The sequence below is a fragment of the Novosphingobium sp. genome, assembly GCF_019748365.1.
Taxonomy (GTDB): domain Bacteria; phylum Pseudomonadota; class Alphaproteobacteria; order Sphingomonadales; family Sphingomonadaceae; genus Novosphingobium.
The window spans coordinates 49,909-69,421 of record NZ_JAIEPN010000068.1 but is presented as its reverse complement, the minus strand read 5'-3'; the positions used below and the strand labels follow the sequence as shown (position 1 = coordinate 69,421).

The 19,513-nt window shown below is 66.7% G+C and carries 16 protein-coding genes; 5 read left to right on the top strand and 11 right to left on the bottom strand.

Annotated features, from left to right (window positions below):
* Positions 1-15: 15 nt before the first annotated feature.
* From K5Q19_RS09275 to K5Q19_RS09260, 4 genes are all read right to left on the bottom strand, one after another.
* Complete coding sequence (locus K5Q19_RS09275; protein ID WP_292943876.1) at positions 16-1,533, bottom strand: XrtA system polysaccharide chain length determinant; 1,518 nt, start codon at positions 1,531-1,533, stop codon at positions 16-18.
* A gap of 13 nt (positions 1,534-1,546) precedes the next feature.
* Positions 1,547-2,149 (bottom strand): XrtA/PEP-CTERM system exopolysaccharide export protein, encoded by a 603-nt coding sequence (locus K5Q19_RS09270; RefSeq protein ID WP_292943927.1) that lies wholly within the window; start codon positions 2,147-2,149, stop codon positions 1,547-1,549.
* A gap of 247 nt (positions 2,150-2,396) precedes the next feature.
* Entirely contained in the window at positions 2,397-3,632 is a 1,236-nt protein-coding gene (locus K5Q19_RS09265; protein WP_292943873.1) for a pyridoxal-dependent decarboxylase, exosortase A system-associated, read from the bottom strand.
* Between the two features lie 3 nt (positions 3,633-3,635).
* A complete protein-coding gene (locus K5Q19_RS09260; RefSeq protein ID WP_292943870.1) occupies positions 3,636-5,171 on the bottom strand; it encodes an acyl-CoA ligase (AMP-forming), exosortase A system-associated in 1,536 nt (511 codons plus the stop codon).
* 41 nt (positions 5,172-5,212) lie between these two features.
* Between K5Q19_RS09260 and K5Q19_RS09255 the strand changes: the two genes are divergently transcribed.
* The 4 genes from K5Q19_RS09255 to K5Q19_RS09240 are packed head-to-tail and all read left to right on the top strand — an operon-like array spanning position 5,213 to position 8,014.
* A complete protein-coding gene (locus tag K5Q19_RS09255; protein ID WP_292943867.1) occupies positions 5,213-6,250 on the top strand; it encodes a GNAT family N-acetyltransferase in 1,038 nt (345 codons plus the stop codon).
* A gap of 33 nt (positions 6,251-6,283) precedes the next feature.
* Positions 6,284-6,556, top strand: a complete 273-nt coding sequence (locus tag K5Q19_RS09250; protein ID WP_292943924.1) for a phosphopantetheine-binding protein — start codon at positions 6,284-6,286, stop codon at positions 6,554-6,556.
* Positions 6,557-6,566: 10 nt separating this feature from the next.
* Positions 6,567-7,238: a hypothetical protein gene (locus tag K5Q19_RS09245; protein ID WP_292943864.1), complete on the top strand. Its 672-nt coding sequence runs from the start codon at positions 6,567-6,569 to the stop codon at positions 7,236-7,238.
* Positions 7,238-8,014: a hydrolase 1, exosortase A system-associated gene (locus K5Q19_RS09240; RefSeq protein WP_365759026.1), complete on the top strand. Its 777-nt coding sequence runs from the start codon at positions 7,238-7,240 to the stop codon at positions 8,012-8,014. Before K5Q19_RS09245 ends, K5Q19_RS09240 begins: the two co-directional genes overlap by 1 nt.
* Positions 8,015-8,019: 5 nt before the next feature.
* Here the strand turns inward: K5Q19_RS09240 and trxB are convergent, their stop codons facing one another.
* The 3 genes from trxB to K5Q19_RS09225 all read right to left on the bottom strand — a co-directional run bounded on the left by trxB (position 8,020) and on the right by K5Q19_RS09225 (position 12,044).
* Positions 8,020-8,991, bottom strand: a complete 972-nt coding sequence (gene trxB, locus K5Q19_RS09235) for a thioredoxin-disulfide reductase (protein WP_292943861.1) — start codon at positions 8,989-8,991, stop codon at positions 8,020-8,022.
* Between the two features lie 76 nt (positions 8,992-9,067).
* Entirely contained in the window at positions 9,068-10,006 is a 939-nt protein-coding gene (locus K5Q19_RS09230) for a glutaminase (RefSeq protein WP_292943858.1), read from the bottom strand.
* 13 nt (positions 10,007-10,019) lie between these two features.
* Entirely contained in the window at positions 10,020-12,044 is a 2,025-nt protein-coding gene (locus tag K5Q19_RS09225) for a S9 family peptidase (protein WP_292943856.1), read from the bottom strand.
* Between the two features lie 112 nt (positions 12,045-12,156).
* Between K5Q19_RS09225 and K5Q19_RS09220 the strand changes: the two genes are divergently transcribed.
* Positions 12,157-13,923 carry a cation:proton antiporter gene (locus K5Q19_RS09220; protein WP_292943854.1) on the top strand — a complete coding sequence of 589 codons (1,767 nt, stop codon included), beginning with the start codon at positions 12,157-12,159 and terminating at the stop codon, positions 13,921-13,923.
* Here K5Q19_RS09220 and alaS read toward each other — a convergent pair.
* The 4 genes from alaS to recA form a co-directional block, all read right to left on the bottom strand.
* The gene (gene alaS, locus K5Q19_RS09215) at positions 13,920-16,571 is read right to left on the bottom strand and encodes an alanine--tRNA ligase (protein WP_292943852.1); all 2,652 of its coding nucleotides are present in this window, start codon (positions 16,569-16,571) and stop codon (positions 13,920-13,922) included. The two genes, K5Q19_RS09220 and alaS, sit on opposite strands and share 4 nt — an antisense overlap.
* A 95-nt stretch (positions 16,572-16,666) precedes the next feature.
* Entirely contained in the window at positions 16,667-17,491 is an 825-nt protein-coding gene (locus K5Q19_RS09210; protein ID WP_292943849.1) for a class I SAM-dependent methyltransferase, read from the bottom strand.
* A gap of 57 nt (positions 17,492-17,548) precedes the next feature.
* A complete protein-coding gene (locus tag K5Q19_RS09205) occupies positions 17,549-18,175 on the bottom strand; it encodes a glutathione S-transferase (protein WP_292943846.1) in 627 nt (208 codons plus the stop codon).
* Between the two features lie 214 nt (positions 18,176-18,389).
* Positions 18,390-19,460, bottom strand: a complete 1,071-nt coding sequence (recA, locus tag K5Q19_RS09200) for a recombinase RecA (protein ID WP_292943843.1) — start codon at positions 19,458-19,460, stop codon at positions 18,390-18,392.
* Between the last annotated feature and the right edge of the window lie 53 nt (positions 19,461-19,513).

Genomic DNA, 19,513 nt, shown 5'->3' with positions numbered 1-19,513 from the left:
TCTTCTCGGGCTCCCTCAGGCGACCATGCCGCGTTTCATGAATTCGACCGCCAGCAGCACGACAAGCACCAGGGCGAGACTGGCAACGCCGCCGGCGAACCACTTGAGCTGGCGCCAGTATTGCGCCCGCGCGCGCCGTGTGAGGGTCATCGACACCGAACCGACCACCGGCATCCCGGTCGCGCGTTCAAGCTGCCCCGTCGTTGCATAAGTCGAACGCAGCTGGCCCACGGCAAAGGCGCAGCCCCCCCCCGCCGCGACACCCACGATCAGGACAAGGAACAGCAGCATCGGCCGATCGGGCGCGGAAGGCTTGCGCGGTGTCGTCGGCGGATCGATCACTTCGAACTTCACCGCATTGCGCTCGGTCTCGACCTGCCCGCGCAGGCGCAGCTGTTCGCGGTCGCGCAGCAGCTTGTCGTACTGCTCCTTGAGCACGTCGTAGTCGCGGTTGATGCGTGCGGCCTCGGCGGCAAGGCCGGGCTCGCTGAACTGCCTGCCGGTCAGCTGGGCCAGTTCCTGAGTCAGCGACGAGCGGCGCGACTGCAGCGCGACGATGCTCGCCTCGCGGTCCGCCTTGATCGATTGCAGCGAGGAATAGGCCGGGTTCGGCATGCCGCCGGGGCCGCTGTCTCCCGCCGCCGCACGCTGAAGCGCGGCAACCTGCGCCTTGAGGGCGATCACATCGGGGTGGCTGTCGGTCAGCCCGCGCGCGCGCATCGAGCTGAGGTCAGCTTGCGCCTGCGCCAGCGAGCCGCGCGCGCCGCCGCTTGCGCCGGGCATCACGATCGTCGGCGGCGTGCCCGAAAGCTGCCCGCGGATCGAAGCGAGCGCGCTCTGCGCCGCCAGCAGATCGGATTCGACCCCGCGCAGCTCGGCGCGCGCGCCCTCGATCTTGCTGGAAAGCGAGCCGTTGCCCGGCATCATCTCGGCGTTCTTGGCCTCGAAGGCCTGGCGCTTCTGCTCCGCCGCCTCGAGATCCTTCTGCCGGTCGGCCAGCTGCTGGTCCATGAAGGCCAAGGTATCGCTCATCTCGCCGCGCCCGCCGGCGAGGTTCTCCTCGCGGAAGATGTCGATCATCTTCTGCACGATGTCCTGCGCCAGCTTGGCGTTCTGGACATCCGAATAGGCCTTGCTGCCCGAATAGGCGGTGATCTCGAACAGGTTGTCCTGCTGGCTCACCACCTTGATGTTCTTGCCGAGCCCCGCGACCGCCGCTTCCATCTGCTTGTCGGACGTCACCTTGTCGCCCAGCCGCGTCGCGCGGACGACCTTGGAGAGGTTGACCGAACTGGTCAGCGTCTGGCGCACGCGCTCGATATCGCGCTTGCGGTCCCCGCCGATGCCGATCTGGTCCGAAAGCACATCGTCGATCTGGACGAAGATGCGCGCCTTCGATTCGTAGGTGTTGGGCACCGTGGCAACCACCAGCCAGCCCAGCAGGCAGACCAGCCAGGCAACCCCCAGCGCCAGCCAGCGGCGGTGCCAGATGCTGTAGAGCGCGATGCGCACTTCTTCGTAGATGCTCGTCATGCGGCGGGCATCCTCAGAACGTGCTTTCCGGAATGATGATCACATCACCCGGCATGAGCATGACATTGGCGCGCGTATCGCCCTTGCGCAGCAGATCGCCGATCCGCACGCCGTATTCCTTCTGCAGGCCGGTCTGCTTGTCGAAGCGCACCAGCCGCGCCTTGTTGCCGGCGGCGTATTCGGAAAGCCCGCCTACCGCGATCATCGCGTCGAGCAGCGTCATGTTGGCGCGATAGGGAATCGAGGCCGGCTTGCCGGTCGCCCCCACGATGCGCACTTGCTGGCTGAAAGTGCCCGAGAACTTGTTGACGATGACCGAGACGATCGGTTCCTGAATGTACTGCGAGAGCTGGAGCTTGATGTCTTCGGCCAGCATCGAGGGGGTCTTGCCCACGGCCGGCATGTCGGTGATCAGCGGTGTGGTGATACGCCCGTCAGGCCGCACCTGCACCGAAGCGCCCAGTTCGGGATTGCGCCAGACGAAGATGGTCAGATCGTCGAGCGGCCCGATCACGTATTCCTCGCCCGGGCCTTCCTGCAGCGCCACGAATGACGCGGGCGGCAATTGCGCACCTCCGCCGCCACCCGCGCAGCCGCCGAGCAGCACGCTCAGCATGGCCGTGGAGGCCAGCAGGCGGGTGAAACGCGTATATCTGGGCATCGACCGTCCTTTGCGCGCACTGGGCTGGCTGTCCCATTCGTCCCGCAGCGGGACCACGGGGACCTCCCATGACTTCCGGGCTATCGCCAAAAAGGGTGAAGATACCGTTAGTCCTGATGCGCATGGCGCTGCCCGCACAAGCGCATTTCCGCCAAAGTCCCGTAACGGGACGGCGCTCTGGCTAAAGGTTAATACCTAAAAATCAGGGCCTTGCGTTAACCAGCAGTTCAGCCGCCGGGCCGTGCCCCAGGAAATGCACCGGGCTCGCACTGGCGCCATAGGCACCGGCACAGAACACCGCGACGAGATCGCCTTCCTCGGCGCACGGGAATCCGCCCTTGTCGGCCAGCCGGTCAAGCGGGGTGCACAAGCAGCCGACGAGGCTGGCTTCTTCTTCCACCGGCGCGGCGAACTTCGTGGCAATCGCGCTTGGATAGTTGCGCCGCACCACGGTGCCGAAGTTCCCGCTGGCCGCCAACTGGTGATGCAGCCCGCCATCGGTGACGAGGAAAACCTCGCCGTGGCTTTCCTTGCGGTCGATGATCCGCGTCAGATAAACGCCAGCCTCACCAACGAGATAGCGCCCGAGCTCGATGCAGAACGCGGTTTCTGCCAGTGCGTCCGGCAAGCGGGAAAGCTGTTCGGAGAGCGCAGCCCCCACCGCTTCGAGATCAAGCGGAACATCGCCCGGAAAATAGGGAATGCCAAACCCGCCGCCGAGGTTGCAGGCCGGCAGCACCGCCCCGCTTTCCTCCGCCAGCCGCGCGGCCAGCGCCAGCGTCGCGGCCTGCATTTCGGCAATCGCAGCGGCATCGAGCGTCTGGCTCCCGGCGTAGATGTGAAAGCCGCGCCACTGCGCGCCCGATGCGATGATCCGCTTGGCCAGCGCCGGCACCATCGCCGCATCGACACCAAAGGGCTTGGCGCCACCGCCCATCTTCATCCCCGAACCCTTGAGATCGAAATCGGGATTGACCCGGATCGCCAGCCGCGGTGCGCGGCCCAAACGCTCAGCGATGGCCAGTGCCCGCTCCGCCTCGCGCGCTGATTCCAGATTGAGTGTCACGCCACGCGCAATCGCCGCCTCGAGATCGGCATCGCGCTTGCCCGGTCCGGCAAAGCTGATCCGCTCTGCAGGCACGCCCGCAGCTTCGGCCATCATGAGCTCGCCGCCAGAAGCTATGTCGAACCCGTCGACCAGGCCCGCCATATGGCGCAGTACCGGCCCGAACGGGTTGGCCTTCATCGCATAATGGAGCCCCAGCCGCCCCGGCAGCGCCGCGCGCAACTGCGCCACGCGCGCGGCAATCAACGCACCATCATAGACAAACAGTGGCGAACCCGCCTCGGCCACCAGATCGGACGCCTTGCGCCCGCCGATGGCAAGCTCGCCATCGATCGCAGCATATCCGGCAGGGATGGGCCCAAGCGGCTTCATGGTTCAGCCCCCTGCCACGGCGGCCGATAATTCCTGGTAAAGACCCGTGCGGTCGAGCTTGCCATTGGGGCTCAGCGGCATTTCCTCGCGCCAATGGATCACGCGCGGCACCATGAAACCGGGCAGCTCGCGCGCCAGTGCTGCGGGCAGCGCCGCTTCGGCCTGAGCCGCATCGCCCTTGGCCCGCGCCACAAGGTGGATTGCCTGCCCCAGCGCCGGATCGGGCAGCCCCAGCGCTACCGCCTCGGCCACCAGCCCGGTTGCGATGGCGGCATCCTCCACTTCCTGCGGGCTCACCCGGTTGCCGCTGGTCTTGATCATCGCATCGCGCCGCCCGGCAAAGTGGAGCAGCCCCGCCGCATCGCGCCGCACCCGATCGCCCGACCACACCGCCATGCCGCCCATCCGCGAGAACGCCGGCGCCGGCTTGAACCGTTCCGCCGTCCGCTCGGCATCGCGCCAGTATCCTTGCGCCACCAGCGGCCCGGCGTGGACCAGTTCGCCCTCCTCGTCTGGCCCGGCCTCCCGTCCATCGTCCGCCACCACCATGACCTCGGCAAACGGGATCGCGGTGCCGATCGAAGTGGGATGCGCGTCGACCAGCGACGGATCGAGATACGTCGAGCGGAACGCCTCCGTCAGCCCGTACATCGGAAACAGCCGCGCTTCAGGAAACCGAGCCCGCAAGTTGCGCACCAGAGGCTCGGTCAGCGCCCCCCCGCTATTGGTCAGCCGCCTGAGCTTCGCCGCCACCGCCTCGGGCCAATCGAGTTCCGTCAGTTGCAGCCACAAAGGCGGTACGGCCGCAATCGTGGTGACGTCATGGCGCTCCACCGCCTTCATCACATCGCGCGGCATAAGATAATCGAGCGGCACCACCACCCCGCCCGCGTACCAGGTCGAAAGCAGCTGGTTCTGCCCATAATCGAACGCCAGCGGCAGCACCGCCAGCACGCGGTCGTCCTCGCCCACGCCCAGATAGTGCGCCACGCTCACCGCGCCGAGCCACATGTTGGCATGGCTGAGCATCACGCCCTTGGGCCGCCCGGTCGAACCGCTGGTATAGAGGATCGCCGCCAGCGCATCCGGCGCGGCCTCCGAAGGCCCCAGCGGCGCGAACTCTTCTGCCTCCGCCCAGACCGCGCCTTCCTCCATCGCCGACGCCTCGGCAAAATCATCCCCCTCAAGCGTGGAAAGCCGCCCCGCGTTCGAAAGGAGCAGCCGCGCCCCGCTGTCGGCAAGGATATGCGCAACCTGCCCGCGCTTGAGCAGCGGGTTCACCGGCACATGCACCAGTCCCGCCCGCACCGCGGCCAAGGGCATCAGGCAGGCAAGTTCGCTCTTGGGCAGCCACGTCGCCACCCGCGCGCCCGGCTCCGCCACCTCGGCCACGAGCCAGGCCGCCAGTTGTCCTAAACGCCGATTTAACGCCTCATAGCTAAGCGTGTGCGTTCTGAAGACCAGCGCTTCCGCGTCAGGCCGTCCCCGCAGCGCGAGGTGGTCGAGCGGATAGACGGTTGGATCGGGCGCTGCAGGCAAGCGGTTCTCTCGGGCGTAAAGGCAGGAACGGACAATTGGGTGTGACGGTCTATCACGCTGATTTGCGGGAAGCGCAAGCCGACCCGGCGCTCGCTGCGCTGCTCGGCCGTTCGCCCGTCAGCGCGCCGTTTGACCGGCTGGAGTGGCTCGCGCTCCTCGCCGAGCATTGCCTGCCCGGCAGCACCTGCAAGCTTGCTATCGCGCGCGAGGGCGATGCGCTTGCCGTCCTCCCGTTCTGCGAAGGCCCCGGCGGCGCCGCCCCGCTCGGCACCTGGTACAGCTTCTTCGTGCGGCCGCTGGCAAGTGATCCCGCAAAGGCCCCCACGCTTCTCGAAGCGCTGGCCCGCAGCCTCGCCCCGACCGGCGCTGTCCAGCTCGCGCCCATGCCGGAAGCCGAAGCCGCATCGCTTGCCAAGGCGTTCCGCGCCGCCGGCTGGATCGGCGTGGCCGAACCTTGCGACACCAACCACATCCTCTCGCTCGCGGGCCGCAGCTTCGCCGAATACTGGGCCGCCCGCCCCGGTCAATTGCGCGAAACCGTCCGTCGCAAAACCGCGCGCGGCAAGGTTTCCCTGCGTATCGAGACGGTTTTCGGCGAGGCCGATTGGGCCGCTTACGAGGCGATCTACGCGAAGAGCTGGAAGCCGCAGGAAGGAAACCCCGCATTCCTGCGTGCCTTTGCAAAGGCCGAAAGCGCCGCCGGCGCGCTGCGGATGGGGGTCGCCGAGATCGATGGCCAGCCCGTCGCCGCGCAGTTCTGGACGGTCGAGGGCGGCACCGCATGGATCCACAAGCTTGCGCACGATGAGGCCCACCGTGCCCATTCCCCAGGGACCCTGCTCACCGCCGCGCTTTTCCGCCACGTCATCGACGAGGACGACGTCCACACCGTCGATTTCGGCACCGGCGACGATCCCTACAAGCGGGACTGGATGGAAGCGCAGCGCCCGCGCTACGCGCTCCGGTTCTATCGCCCCGCCGCCGTCGGCCACTGGCCAGCACTCGCCCGCCTGGCAGCCCGTCGCATGCTGCGCCCCCGTGCCGGCGATGCGCTTGTTTCCCCGCAGGCCGCTGGTTAAGGCGCGCACCAATCCTTTCATCACAAGGCTTTAATCGTGACTTCGACCGACCAGACCGACACCGACCTGCGCAGCCTGTTGAACGACGTGCTCGGCCTTGGCGCCGCCCGCGCTGCCGCGCTGACGGCAGACAGCGGCCTGTTCGGCGCGCTTCCCGAGCTCGACTCGATGGCCGTTGCCGGACTGCTCACCGAAATCGAGGACCGCTTCGATATCGTGATCGATGATGACGAAGTCGATGGCGACATGCTCGGCACTTATGGCGATCTCCTCGCCTTCATCGCCCGCAAGCGCGGCGAGGCCTGAGCCGAAGCGTATGCCGGCAACCTGGCCTTGCCCCGGTCCTTCCGGCATTGCGGATGAATACGCCGTCCTGTTCGACCGCGCGCGCGCCGTCCGCCTGCTGATCGTGCCGCCGCTGTTCGAGGAAATGAACCGCACGCGGCGCATGCTGGTCGAAACCCAGCGCCAATTGGACGGGCTCGGCGTGGATTCGATGCTGCCCGATCTCCCCGGCTGCAACGAAAGCGGCCAAGTCTTCTCGGCGCAGAGCCTTGGCAGCTGGCGCGATGCCATGGCCACGGCCGCCCGGCACTTTGGCGCGACCCATGTCCTTGCCGTGCGCGGAGGCGCGCTGGTGTTTCCGACCGGCCTGCCCGGCTGGGTGCTCGAACCGCAAAAAGGCGCCTCGATCCTGCGCCAGCTCCTACGCGCCCGCGTCCTCTCGGCCAAGGAAGCCGGGCGCGAGGAAAGCAGCGCGGATCTGCTCGAACAGGGCCGCAACAAGGGCCTTGAACTCGCGGGCTACCGCCTCAGCGCGGCACTTGTCGCCGGGCTCGACGCCGCCGTGCCGCAGGACGAGGGGCAGCGCGTGATCCGCCAGTCCGATCTTGGCGGCAGCGCGCTCTGGCTGCGCAGCGAACCCGGCGAGGACCCCGCCCAATCCGCCGCGCTTGCCCGCCTGATCGCCGCAGAGGCGCAAGGCTGATGCGCCGCCACCTTACATTCCGATGCGGCCCGGACACCCTTGTCGGCACGCTCGACATGGAAGCCGCGACCGGCGCCACCGGCGTGCTGCTCGTCTCGGGCGGACGCGAAATCCGTTCGGGCAGCTGGGGCGGACAGACACAGATCGCGGCTAGACTTGCTGCCGAAGGCATCCCCGTGTTCCGCTACGACCGACGCGGCGTGGGCGAGAGCGACGGCACCGATCCCGGTTTCCAGCACACCCGCGAGGATATCGCCGCCGCGCTCGCCGCTTTCCGCGCCGCCGTGCCAACGCTACGCCGGGTGATCGCTTTCGGCAATTGCGACGCTGCTGCCGCCTTGATGCTCCACGGCGCCGATCTGGGGCTTGATGGCCTTGTCCTCGCCAATCCGTGGACGCTGGAAACGGACGAGGCCGATGCGGCCCCCCCCGCGGCGCTGCGCCAGCGCTATCTCGCCAAACTCGCCAACCCGCGCGAGGTCCTGCGTCTCCTCACCGGCGGGGTGAACCTCGCCAAGCTTGCGCGCGGCCTTCGCCAAGCGGCCTCCGCCCCGGTCAAATCATCGCTGGTCGATAGGATGGCTGCGAGCCTGACCCGTTTCACCGGCCCGGTCACGATCCTCCTAGCTACCGGAGACCGCACCGCGCAGATGTTCGAAGCCGTGTGGCCCGCCAGCGACCCGCGTATCCAGCGTCACGCCAGCAGCGGCCACAGCTTCGCCGGCGAGGAAGCGCAAACATGGCTGCTGGAGCGGCTGATCGACGCCACTCGCTAGACTGGTTACTCCGCCGCCACCGCCTGTGCAGCCGCAAAGGCGTGCTCGGCCAGGAAGCGCTCGGCATCCAGCGCCGCCATGCACCCCGTCCCCGCAGCCGTCACGGCCTGACGATAGGTGTGGTCCATCACGTCACCACAGGCAAACACACCCGGAATCGCCGTCTTCGGCGTGCCCGGCTGCACCACGATGTAGCCGCTCTCGTCGAGCTCCAGCTTGCCCTTGAACAGTTCGGTCGCCGGCGCGTGGCCGATCGCCACAAACGCACCGTCAGTTGCCAGCGAGGACTTTTCGCCCGTCACCGTATCGACCAGTTCAACCGCTTCGAGCACACCGCCCGGCGCGCCGGTGAAGCGTTCAACCGCCTTGTTCCACAGCACCTTGATGCGCGGATTGCTCATCAGGCGGTCCTGCAGGATCTTTTCCGCCCGCAGGCTGTCGCGGCGGTGGATCAGCGTCACTTCGGGCGAATGGTTGGTGAGATAGAGCGCTTCCTCGACTGCGGTGTTGCCGCCGCCGATCACCACCACCTTCTTGCCGCGATAGAAGAAGCCGTCGCAGGTCGCGCAAGCCGAAACACCCTTGCCGCCGAACTCCTGCTCGCCTTCCACACCCAGCCAGCGCGCCTGCGCGCCGGTCGCGATCACCAGCACTTGGCCTTCATAGACATCGCCGCTGTCGCCCTGCGCGCGAAACGGGGGGCCATCGAGGCTCACTTCAGTGATCGTGTCCCACAGCATCCGCGTGCCGACATGTTCGGCCTGCGCCTGCATTTCCTGCATCAGCCACGGGCCCTGGATCACATCGCGGAAGCCCGGATAGTTCTCGACGTCCGTCGTGATCGTGAGCTGTCCGCCGGGCTGCAGGCCCTGCACCACAATCGGCTCCATCCCCGCGCGCGCGCCATAGATGGCGGCGGAAAGTCCGGCCGGGCCGGAACCGATGATCAGCATGCGGGTCTTGTGCGTGGTAGCCATGAAATCCTCCAGTGGGAGCGGGAAATAAGACGCACCTGCGCGGAATACGAGTCCAGCCTTGAGGCTATTCCCCGATTTAGCCGTGGCAGGCTTCGAACACGGACCAGCCCGTCTTTGCCGCCAGCCGCTCGAGCGCCAGCGAACCAAGCTGCGAGTTGCCCTTCGCATTGAGGCCGGGCGACCAAACCGCGATGCTGGCCGTGCCCGGCACCACCGCCAGAATGCCGCCGCCCACGCCCGATTTGCCCGGAAAGCCGACGCGGAAGGCGAATTCGCCCGAATTGTCGTAGTGCCCGCACAGCATCATCAGCGCATTGATCCGCCGCGCGCGCTGCGGGGTCACGATGCACCGCCCGGTCGCCGGATCGCGCCCATCATGCGCGAGGAACCGCCCCGCCATGGCCAGTTGCCGACAGCTCATCGCGAGCGCGCACTGGTGGAAATAGACGCCCAGCGCCTGCTCCACCGGGTGCTGCAGATTGCCGAACGCGCGCATGTAGTTGGCGAGCGCCATGTTGCGATAGCCCGTCGCAAGCTCGGCCGCGGCGACTTTGGCATCGATGGTGATCGTCTCGTCTGCCGCCAGCGTGCGCACGAAGCGGAGCACGCCCGCGATCGCCTCGGCCGGGGCGCCGCCGGCCAGCAGCACGTCGGCCACCACGATGGCGCCCGCATTGATGAACGGGTTGCGCGGAATGCCGTGCTCCGTTTCCAGCTGCACGATCGAGTTGAACGCGCTGCCCGAAGGCTCGCGCCCCACGCGGCTCCACAGCGCATCGCCGACCATGCCCAGCGCAAGCGTCAGCGAAAAGACCTTGGAGACCGACTGGATCGAGAACGGCTCCTCGGCATTGCCGCCGAGATGGAGCGTGCCGTCCGCCATGACCACCGCGATCCCGAACCGGTCGCGCGAGATGCAGGCCAGCGGCGGAATATAGTCCGCCACACGCCCGCGCTCGGTCGCCTCGCGCATTTCTGCCGTGATCTCGGCAACAATAGAGCCAATGTCAGTCACGAACTTGCAGACCTCATTTCAGATGTTGCTTGAACCAGTCGACAATCCGTTCCAACCGGTCACGCTGAAAGCTCGGCCGCGCAATCCCATGGTTCTCGTCCGGATAACCGACCAGCCGGGTCGGCACGCCGGTGAGCTTGAGCGCCTGATAGAGCTGCTGCCCGCCGATCAGCGGCACGTTGTCATCGGCAATCCCGCCCATGAACAGCGTCGGCGTCTTGATCCGGTCGGCATGGAGCAGCGGTTCCGAAAGCCGCATCCACAATTCGGGTTCCTTCCACGGCGCGCCCACTTCCTGCGCATATTGCTGGATGTACTGATCCACCCCGAACAGCGCGAAGATATTGCCCTCGCCCGCCCCGCTGAAGGCCGCCTTGAAGCGGTTGTCGCGCACGATGAGGAAATCGGTGAGGATGCCGCCATAGCTCCAGCCGCCCACCATCAGGCGGGCCGGATCGGCAATGCCTTGCGCCACCGCCCAGTCGGTCGCGGCGTTAAGGTCGAGCACTTCCTTGTTGCCCCAGTCAGCCGCGATGGACGTGCCATAGGCATCGCCGCGCCCCGAACTGCCGCGATAATTCACCGCGAGCACCGCATAGCCCTGCGCCGCAATCCACTGGCGCATCGTATCGATCTCGTGCGCATCCTGCGCGGTCGGCCCGCCGTGGATCCACAGCACCGTGGGATAGCGCTGCCCCTCGGCATAGCCCGCAGGGAGCGTCAGCAGGCCATGAACCTCGCTACCATCGCTCGTCTTCGCGGCAAAATCGCGCACCGGGGACCAGGCGATGCCGGCATTCAGGGCGCGGTTGTGTGCCGTCAGCACGCGCATGGCGCCGCCTTCCACCACATAAAGTTCGGGCATCACGGCATCGCCGCTGGCGATCACCGCGCGTGGCGCTTTCGGGCTGCTGCTGCCACACTGGTCCGCAACGGCCAGCTTGCCATCGCCGAGCCGCTGGATCACGCCCGAGACAGGATCAATCACCGCCGCGATCTCGTGCCGGTCCTCGGCAAGGATCGCGCCAACCCGTCCGCCGCCTAAATCGACCAGCCGCTGCAAATAGATATCGGCTGTCGAGACGATGAGCCGGGTCTTGCCGCTGGCCACTTCGGTCTGGGCCAGATGCGGCTGGTTATACTGGTTGAGCTTGGGCTCGTTGCCCATCAGATGCGTGATCTTCGCCCCGTCGGCCGACCAGATCAGCGACTGCCCCGATGCCGAAGGTATCCTGGCCACCACGCGCGGCTGCGCGCCCGCCTTCGCTTCCACCACGGTCAGCCACTCCGTTGCCGGTGCATCCGTGTCGAGCGCATGGTTGGCGAGATAGGCGATGGTCTTGCCGTCCGGCGACCATTCGGCGGTGGTCACATCGAACGAATCCGTGGCGGTCAACCGCATCTCGGCCTTGGTTGCCACATCGAACAGCGCCAGATGCGCATGGTCCTTTGCGGTGATGAAGCCGGTCCCGTCTTCCTTGAACTTCACGTCATCGACCACCACCGGCAGCGGCCGTTCCGGGTCATCCTTGGGCGGCTCGGGCGCAGGATCGGTGATCATCAGCAGCAGGGACTTCGAATCCGGCGACCAACGGAATCCGGCGATATCGCCCTTCACATCGGTCAGCCTGCTCGCCTCACCCCCGCGGCGATCGAGCAGCCAGATCTGCGCCAGCTTGTCCTTCCCGCGCTTGGATAGAAACGCGATCCGCGTGCCATCGGGGCTGAACGAAGGCGCACTCGCGCTGTCCTCGCCGCTCGTCAGCTGCAGCGGCGCGCCGCCGGCAAGGTCCGCCAGCCACAGCGCGCTGCGCCGCTTGTCGGCCTTGAGATCGGCCTCGCCCACCACATAGACGGCCTGTTTGCCATCCGGCGCGCATTCGAGCCCGGAGAGCGAACGGAGCGCCAGAATGTCGTCGATCGTGACCGGATGGCGAACTGCGGGCGCACCGCCTTCAGCCATCGCCGGCAGTGCCCCGGCCAGTGCGCAAGCCGCCATGCCCCAGCCAAGACCCTTGCGCCATGTCGTTGTCGCCATTGAAATTCCCCCAAGAAACCGGACAAGCGTCAAGACTAACCACACGATCGCAGGGCAGGCAATCGGCACCTTATTCCCATGACATTACGGCCTATCCGGCTAGAATGTTACGATGGCAGGCCATCTCGAATTCAATACCTCGATGAGCGACGTTCTCGTCGTCCTCGGGGCGGCAGGAATCGTCATTCCGGCTTTCGCCCGCGCGCGCATCACTCCGGTGATCGGCTTCATCCTTGTCGGCGTATTGGTTGGCCCGTTCGGGCTTGGCCGGATCGTCGGCCAGTTTCCCGCGCTCTATTACGTCACGATCACCCGGCCCGAGGCGATCGCCCCGTTCGCCGAGCTTGGCGTGATCCTCCTGCTGTTCGAGATCGGGCTCGAACTCAGCTTCGGCCGCTTGTGGGCCATGCGCGCGCAAGTCTTCGGCCTTGGCGCGGCAAAGCTGCTGCTCTCCGCAGCGCTGCTCACACTCGTGCTCCTCGCGATGCGCCACGATATCCCTGCCGCCGCCGGGCTCGGCATTGCGCTCGCGCTTTCGTCCACCGCGCTGGTTCTGCCCATCGCCGGTACGCAAAGCCCGGTCGGCCGCCGAGCGCTTGCCATGCTGCTGCTCGAGGACATCGCGCTCGTCCCGATCATCTTCGTGCTTGGCGCGTTCGGGCCCGGCGGGACAAGCGGCGCCGCGCTCTTCGCGACGCTCTGGCGCGGCGCGATCATTGTCACCGTGATGCTCACGCTCGGCCGCTTCCTCCTCCCCCGCCTCTTCGCCAGCGCCGCGCGCACCAAAAGCCCCGAACTGTTTCTCGCCTTCAGCCTGCTCGTGGTGATCGCCGCCGCGCTCGCCACCGCGGGCGCCGGCCTCTCGCCGATCATGGGCGCGCTCCTTGCCGGCCTCCTTATCGCCGAAACCGACTACTCGCGCGAAGTCGAAGCGCTGACCGCGCCGTTCAAGGGCCTCGCACTCGGTGTGTTCCTGATCACCGTCGGCATGAGCATCGATGTGGGCGAAATCTGGCGCCAGCTTGGCCAGATCGCGCTCGGCGTCGCATCCGTGCTGGCTGCCAAGGCGGTCGTCACCGCACTGCTGCTGCGCGTCGGCGGGGCGAGCCGGGGCGTTGCTGCCGAAGTCGGACTGCTCCTCGCCTCCCCGTCCGAAACCACCCTGATCGTGCTGTCTGCCGCTGCAGTTGCGGGCCTCATCAGCCCGCAGAATGCCCAGTTCTGGCAGATCATCACCGCGCTTGGCCTCACGCTCACGCCGCTGCTTGCCATGCTGGGCCGCCGCATCGCCAGCGCGGTGGACCGCCCCGGTGATGCCCCGGTCGCTGCCGCCCCCAGCGATGCCTCAGGCCAGGCGCTTGTCTTCGGCTACGGCCGCGTCGGCCGCCTCGTCGGCGCAATGCTCGCGCGGCATGACGTGCCCTGGCTTGCAGTCGACGCCGATCCAGCCCTCGTCACACAGGCCCGCATCGCAGGCGATCCGGTCATCTACGGGAATGTCGCCAATGCGGCCTTGCTGGAAAAGCTCCACCTCGAATCCGCCCGCGCCGTCATCGTCACCATGGACGAACCCGTACTCGTCAGCCGCACCGTCCGCCGCATCCGCGCCGCACACCCGGAGCTGCCAATCATCGTGCGCGCCCGCGATGCGGATCACGCCGCCGAACTCTACCGCGCCGGCGCCAGCGATGCCGTTCCCGAAACGCTCGAAAGCTCGCTCCAGCTCTCCGAAGCCGTGCTTGTCGATATGGGCGTCCCCATGGGCCCCGTGATCGCCTCGATCCACGAAATGCGCGACGAACTGCGCGAGGCGATCATGCAGGGCGGCGGGCTCGAGCAGAAACCGCGCCTGAAAGCGGCTGGGCTGAGGGACCGCTAGGCCCCAAGCACACCCTTCGCCGCTGCAATCGCCTCGGCCGCCTTGGCGCCATCCGGACCGCCGCCCTGCGCCATGTCCGGCCGCCCGCCGCCGCCCTTGCCGCCCAGAGCCTCGACGCCCGCGCGCACCAGATCGACTGCGCTGACCTTGCCGACAAGATCCTCGGTCACGGCAGCCGCGATGCTCGCCTTGCCTTCGTTGACCGCCACGATCACTGCGACGCCCGAGCCCATGCGCGTCTTCGCCTGATCAAGCAGCCCGCGCAGTTCCTTGGGATCCATGCCTTCGAGCACCTGACCCGAGAACGTCACGCCGCCGACCTGCTCATCCGCCGGAGCCGCCGCCGTGCCGCCGCCCGATGCACCGGCCAGTGCCAGCGCCTTCTTTGCCTCGGCCAGTTCGCGCTCCAGCTTGCGCCGTTCATCGACCAGCGCTGCCACGCGCGCTTCCACTTCATCGGGCGAAGCGCGCAGCAGGCCGGCCGTGCGCCGCAGCGCTTCCTCGCGGCCCACCAGATAGGCCCGCGCGCCTGCCCCGGTCAGCGCCTCGATGCGCCGCACGCCTGAAGACACCGCGCTTTCGCTCACCACACGCAACAAGCCGATATCGCCGAGCGCACGCACGTGGGTGCCGCCGCATAGTTCGACCGAGTAAGGCTTTGCTCCCGTGCCCATGCTCAGCACGCGCACTTCGTCGCCATACTTCTCGCCAAACAGCGCCATGGCACCGGCCGCAATCGCGTCCTCGGGGCTCATGAGGCGCGTCGTCACCGGCGCATTGGCCAGGATCTCGGCGTTCACTTCATCCTCGACCGCCGCAATGTCGTCCGCGGTCAGCGCCGCCGGGTGCGAGAAGTCGAAGCGCAGCCGATCGGCCGAAACCATCGAGCCCTTCTGCGTCACATGCGCGCCGAGCCGCCGGCGCAGTGCCTCGTGCAGCAAGTGCGTCGCCGAATGGTTCGCGCGCGTCGCATCGCGCCGTGCAACGTCGATGGCCAGCTGCACCGCATCGCCGACCTTGACGGAGCCGGCCTCGACCGTGCCCTGATGCGCATGCAGGCGCCCCAGCGGCTTGGCGGTATCGTTCACCGCAATGCGCAGGCCCTCGACAGTGCTGATCGTGCCGGCATCGCCCATCTGACCGCCGCTTTCGGCGTAGAACGGGGTCTGGTTGGTGATCACGGTGACGGTTTCGCCCGCCCCCGCCTCAGCCACTTCCTTGCCGCCCTTGACCAGCGCAACGACGACGCCCTCGCCGATATTGGCGGTGTAGCCGGTGAACTCGGTCGCGCCCTCGCGCTCGGCGATGTCGAACCATACTTCGCTGTCAGCGGTCTGACCGGAGCCCTTCCACGCCGCGCGTGCCGCCGCCTTCTGCTGCGCCATGGCCGCTTCAAATCCGGCGCGGTCGACGCTCACCCCGCGCGCGCGCAGAGCGTCTTCGGTCAGGTCATATGGGAAACCGTAGGTGTCATAGAGCTTGAACGCCGTCGCACCGGGCAGGCTGTCGCCCTCGCCCAGATCGCCTGCTTCCTCGTCGAGCAGCTTGAGCCCGTTCGCCAGCGTGCGGCGGAACTGCACTTCCTCGCGCAGCAAGGTCTCTTCGACCAGCGGCTGCGCGCGGCCCAGTTCAGGGAACGCCTGGCCCATTTCGGTGACGAGCGAACCCACCAGCCGGTGCATCAAGGGCTCCCTCGCGCCCAGCAGGTGCGCGTGGCGCATCGCCCGGCGCATGATCCGGCGCAGCACATAGCCGCGGCCCTCATTGCTCGGCAGCACGCCATCGGCCAGCAGGAAGCTCGACGAGCGCAGATGGTCCGCGATCACGCGGTGGCTCGCGCGGCTCTCACCTTCGGCCTTGGTGCCGGTCAGGCTTTCCGACGCCGCGATCAGCGCGCGGAAGGTGTCGGTGTCGTAGTTGTCATGCTCGCCCTGCAGCACCGCGGCGATGCGTTCGATGCCCATGCCGGTATCGATGCTGGGGCTCGGCAGGTTCGTGCGGGTGCCGTCGGCGGCCTGCTCGAACTGCATGAACACAAGGTTCCAGATCTCGATGAAGCGGTCGCCATCCTCGTCCGGCGATCCCGGAGGCCCGCCGAAGATATGATCGCCGTGATCGTAGAAGATCTCCGAGCACGGCCCGCACGGCCCCGTATCGCCCATCGACCAGAAGTTGTCCGAAGTCGGAATGCGGATGATGCGGTCGTCCGAAAGGCCCGCGATCTTCTTCCACAGGCCGAACGCTTCGTCGTCGGTGTGATAGACCGTGACCAGCAGCTTGTCCTTGGGCAGCCCCCATTCGCGCGTCAGCAGGGTCCAGGCATGGGTGATCGCCTGATCCTTGAAGTAGTCGCCGAACGAGAAATTGCCGAGCATCTCGAAGAACGTGTGGTGCCGCGCGGTGTAGCCCACGTTGTCGAGATCGTTGTGCTTGCCACCGGCGCGAACGCACTTCTGCGATGAGGTCGCCCGCTTGGTCGCCCGCGTCTCGAGCCCGGTGAACACGTTCTTGAACGGGACCATGCCCGCATTGGTGAACATCAGCGTCGGGTCGTTGTACGGCACCAGCGGCGCGGAAGGCACTATCTCGTGCCCGGCGGAGCCGAAGTAGTCGAGGAAGGACCGGCGGATTTCGTTCGTCGAAGTCATGCCATGCCGATTAGGCGAGGCCTCGGCGCGGAACAAGCACGTTTCGGCCCTGCGCGTGCGCTTGTCCCCATCATGGATGGGTCAGATCCCGATTCTCAGGTGTTGTCGGCGGTCGCCGTCACCAGCCAGGCGGCCGCGGGAAAACAGACCCGCCCGCCAACGCTGCGCGATTGGACAAGCTCCAGCAGCCCCCGCTCGAAGGCCGCGCGTGCCTGATCCGGCAGGATGCGGATGGCCGCTGCGGCCGGGCCGATCCGGCTGAAGAACGAGAGCGCATCCGCAACCGGATTGGTCCCCGATCCCGCGACGTAGGCAAAGTCGAGGGGCTTGAACTCGATGTCGCGCCAGCCCTTGAGGCAGCGCCGCATATGATCGGGCTCGGCAAAAGCGAACGGCCCCGGTGGAAATTCGAGCGCGGGCGCAGGCTTGGCAGGCGGCAGCAACCGCGCGATGTCCATCGCCCAGGGGTTTTCCGCAGCGGGGCGGAAGCAGGAAAACACCATCCGCGCGCCCGGCGCGGCCTTGGCCGACAAATGAGCAAAGGCGGCGGGCGGATCAGTAAAGAACATCACGCCGTGCCGCGAGATATAGAGATCGGGCGCTGCGCCATCTGCCTGCCACGTGGCAGCATCCGCCACCGTGAAGGCGAGGTTGCCAAGCCCTGCCGAACGGTTCCGCGCCGCCTCGATCAATTCCCCGGAGATGTCGACGCCGGTCACCTGGGCTTCGGGCCGGGCAGCAGCAACCGCCAGCGAAAGCTCGCCCGCGCCGCAGCCCACATCGATCACCCGCTTGCCGGGTTCGGCCGCGATAGCCTCCAGAAGATAGGGCGTAAGCGCGGCAAAGCTGCGGTCGGTCCGCTCCCACTCTGCCGCCCAATTCTGGCCGACCCGGCCTTGCCACTCTTGCGCACCCGTCATGCCATGCAGGCTATGCCTCGGTGGCCCACCCGGCAAGCGTTAATCGGGCAAAACCGGTCAGGTTGCGAAATAGGGACCAGCCTTGGCGCGCGCTGCCTGCCACGCGGGCCGCGCGTGGATCGCCGCGACGAAAGCGGCAAGCTTCGGGTAAGCCGCGCTCATGCCCTGCATGACCACGACTTCGGCGGGGAAACTCAGCATGACATCCGCACCGGTCCAGTCATCGCCGATGAAGTGGCCCGAAGGACGCAGGATCTGTTCAAGATAGCCGAAGTGGGCAGCAAGCTGCTCATCGATGCGCGGACGCAGCGGTGCCCCCGCATCGCCAAGCCGCGAGACGTAGAGGTTGAGCAGGATCGGGGTCATCACCGAGCCCTCGGCGAAGTGCATCAGTTCGTTGTGCCGCAGCGCATCGTCGGTGCCCGGCGCGGGCTGCCATTTGCCGTCGCCATAAGTGTCGCACAGATACTGCACGATCGCCCCCGATTCCTCGATCACCCGCCCATCAACCTCAAGCAGCGGCGACTTGCCGAGCGGGTGCACCGCCTTCAGTTCCGGCGGCGCCAGGTTGGTCTCCGCATCGCGTTGATAGTGCTTCAGTTCATAGGGAACGCCCAGCTCCTCCAGCATCCAGAGGATGCGCTGTGAGCGGCTGTTGTTGAGGTGATGGAGGATGATCGACATCAGGCTTCCTTCCCGTGTTTGGTCTTGGCCGCAAGCTAGGTGTTTTCCGCGAGGCAGGGAAGCCGAAGAACAATCGATTTGACACCACGATGCCTGCGAGCGCCCTTCCCTCCACCCCTCAAGCCAAAACCGGCGCGTTCCTTCCGGGGAACGCGCCGGTCTTTGGACTGGCGGCAGGGTGCGGGGGGATAGAGGGGGCCCGCCGCCTGAAGGATCAGATGTCGTCGTCCGCGTCCGGACCAGCCATCAGCCCTTCGGCGACCTTGTCGGTCTGGCCGCGGATCGCGGCTTCCAACTTGTCGCAAAGTTCACGATTTTCGCGCAGGTAGTTCTTGGCGTTCTCGCGGCCCTGCCCGATCCGGATCGAATCGTAGCTGAACCAGGCGCCCGACTTCTCGACGACCCCGGCCTTGACGCCGAGATCGAGAATCTCGCCGATCTTCGAAATGCCCTCGCCGTACATGATGTCGAACTCGACCTGCTTGAACGGCGGGGCGACCTTGTTCTTGACGACCTTCACGCGGGTGGCGTTGCCAACGATATCGTCGCGGTCCTTGATCTGGCCGGTGCGGCGGATATCGAGGCGGACCGAGGCATAGAACTTGAGCGCGTTACCGCCCGTCGTCGTCTCCGGGTTGCCGTACATCACGCCGATCTTCATGCGCAGCTGGTTGATGAAGATCACCATACAGCGCGAGCGGCTGATCGAGCCGGTCAGCTTGCGCAGGCTCTGCGACATGAGGCGCGCCTGAAGGCCCACATGGCTATCGCCCATCTCGCCTTCGATTTCCGCACGGGGCACCAGCGCGGCGACCGAGTCGACCACGAGCACGTCGATCGCGTTCGAACGCACCAGCGTATCGACGATCTCCAGCGCCTGCTCGCCAGTGTCGGGCTGCGAAACGATCAGTTCGTCGATGTTGACGCCCAGCTTCTTGGCATAGACCGGATCAAGCGCATGCTCGGCATCGACGAAGGCAGCGGTGCCGCCCGTCTTCTGCGCCTCTGCGATCACGTGGAGCGCGAGCGTCGTCTTGCCCGAGCTTTCCGGCCCGTAGACCTCGATCACGCGCCCACGCGGCAGTCCGCCCACACCGAGCGCGATATCGAGCCCGAGCGAACCGGTCGAGATCGCCTCGACCTGCATGGTCTGTTTCGAGCCCAGCCGCATGGCCGAGCCCTTGCCGAATGCCTTGTCGATCTGTGCGAGCGCTGCATCGAGCGCTTTCTGACGATCCATGTCCTTGTCTTTGCCTTCCTGGATAAGCTTCAACTGCGCCGCCATGGCTTGCTTCCCCTTGCTAGAGATGGCTGACATGAACCGTCAACACCAGCCTT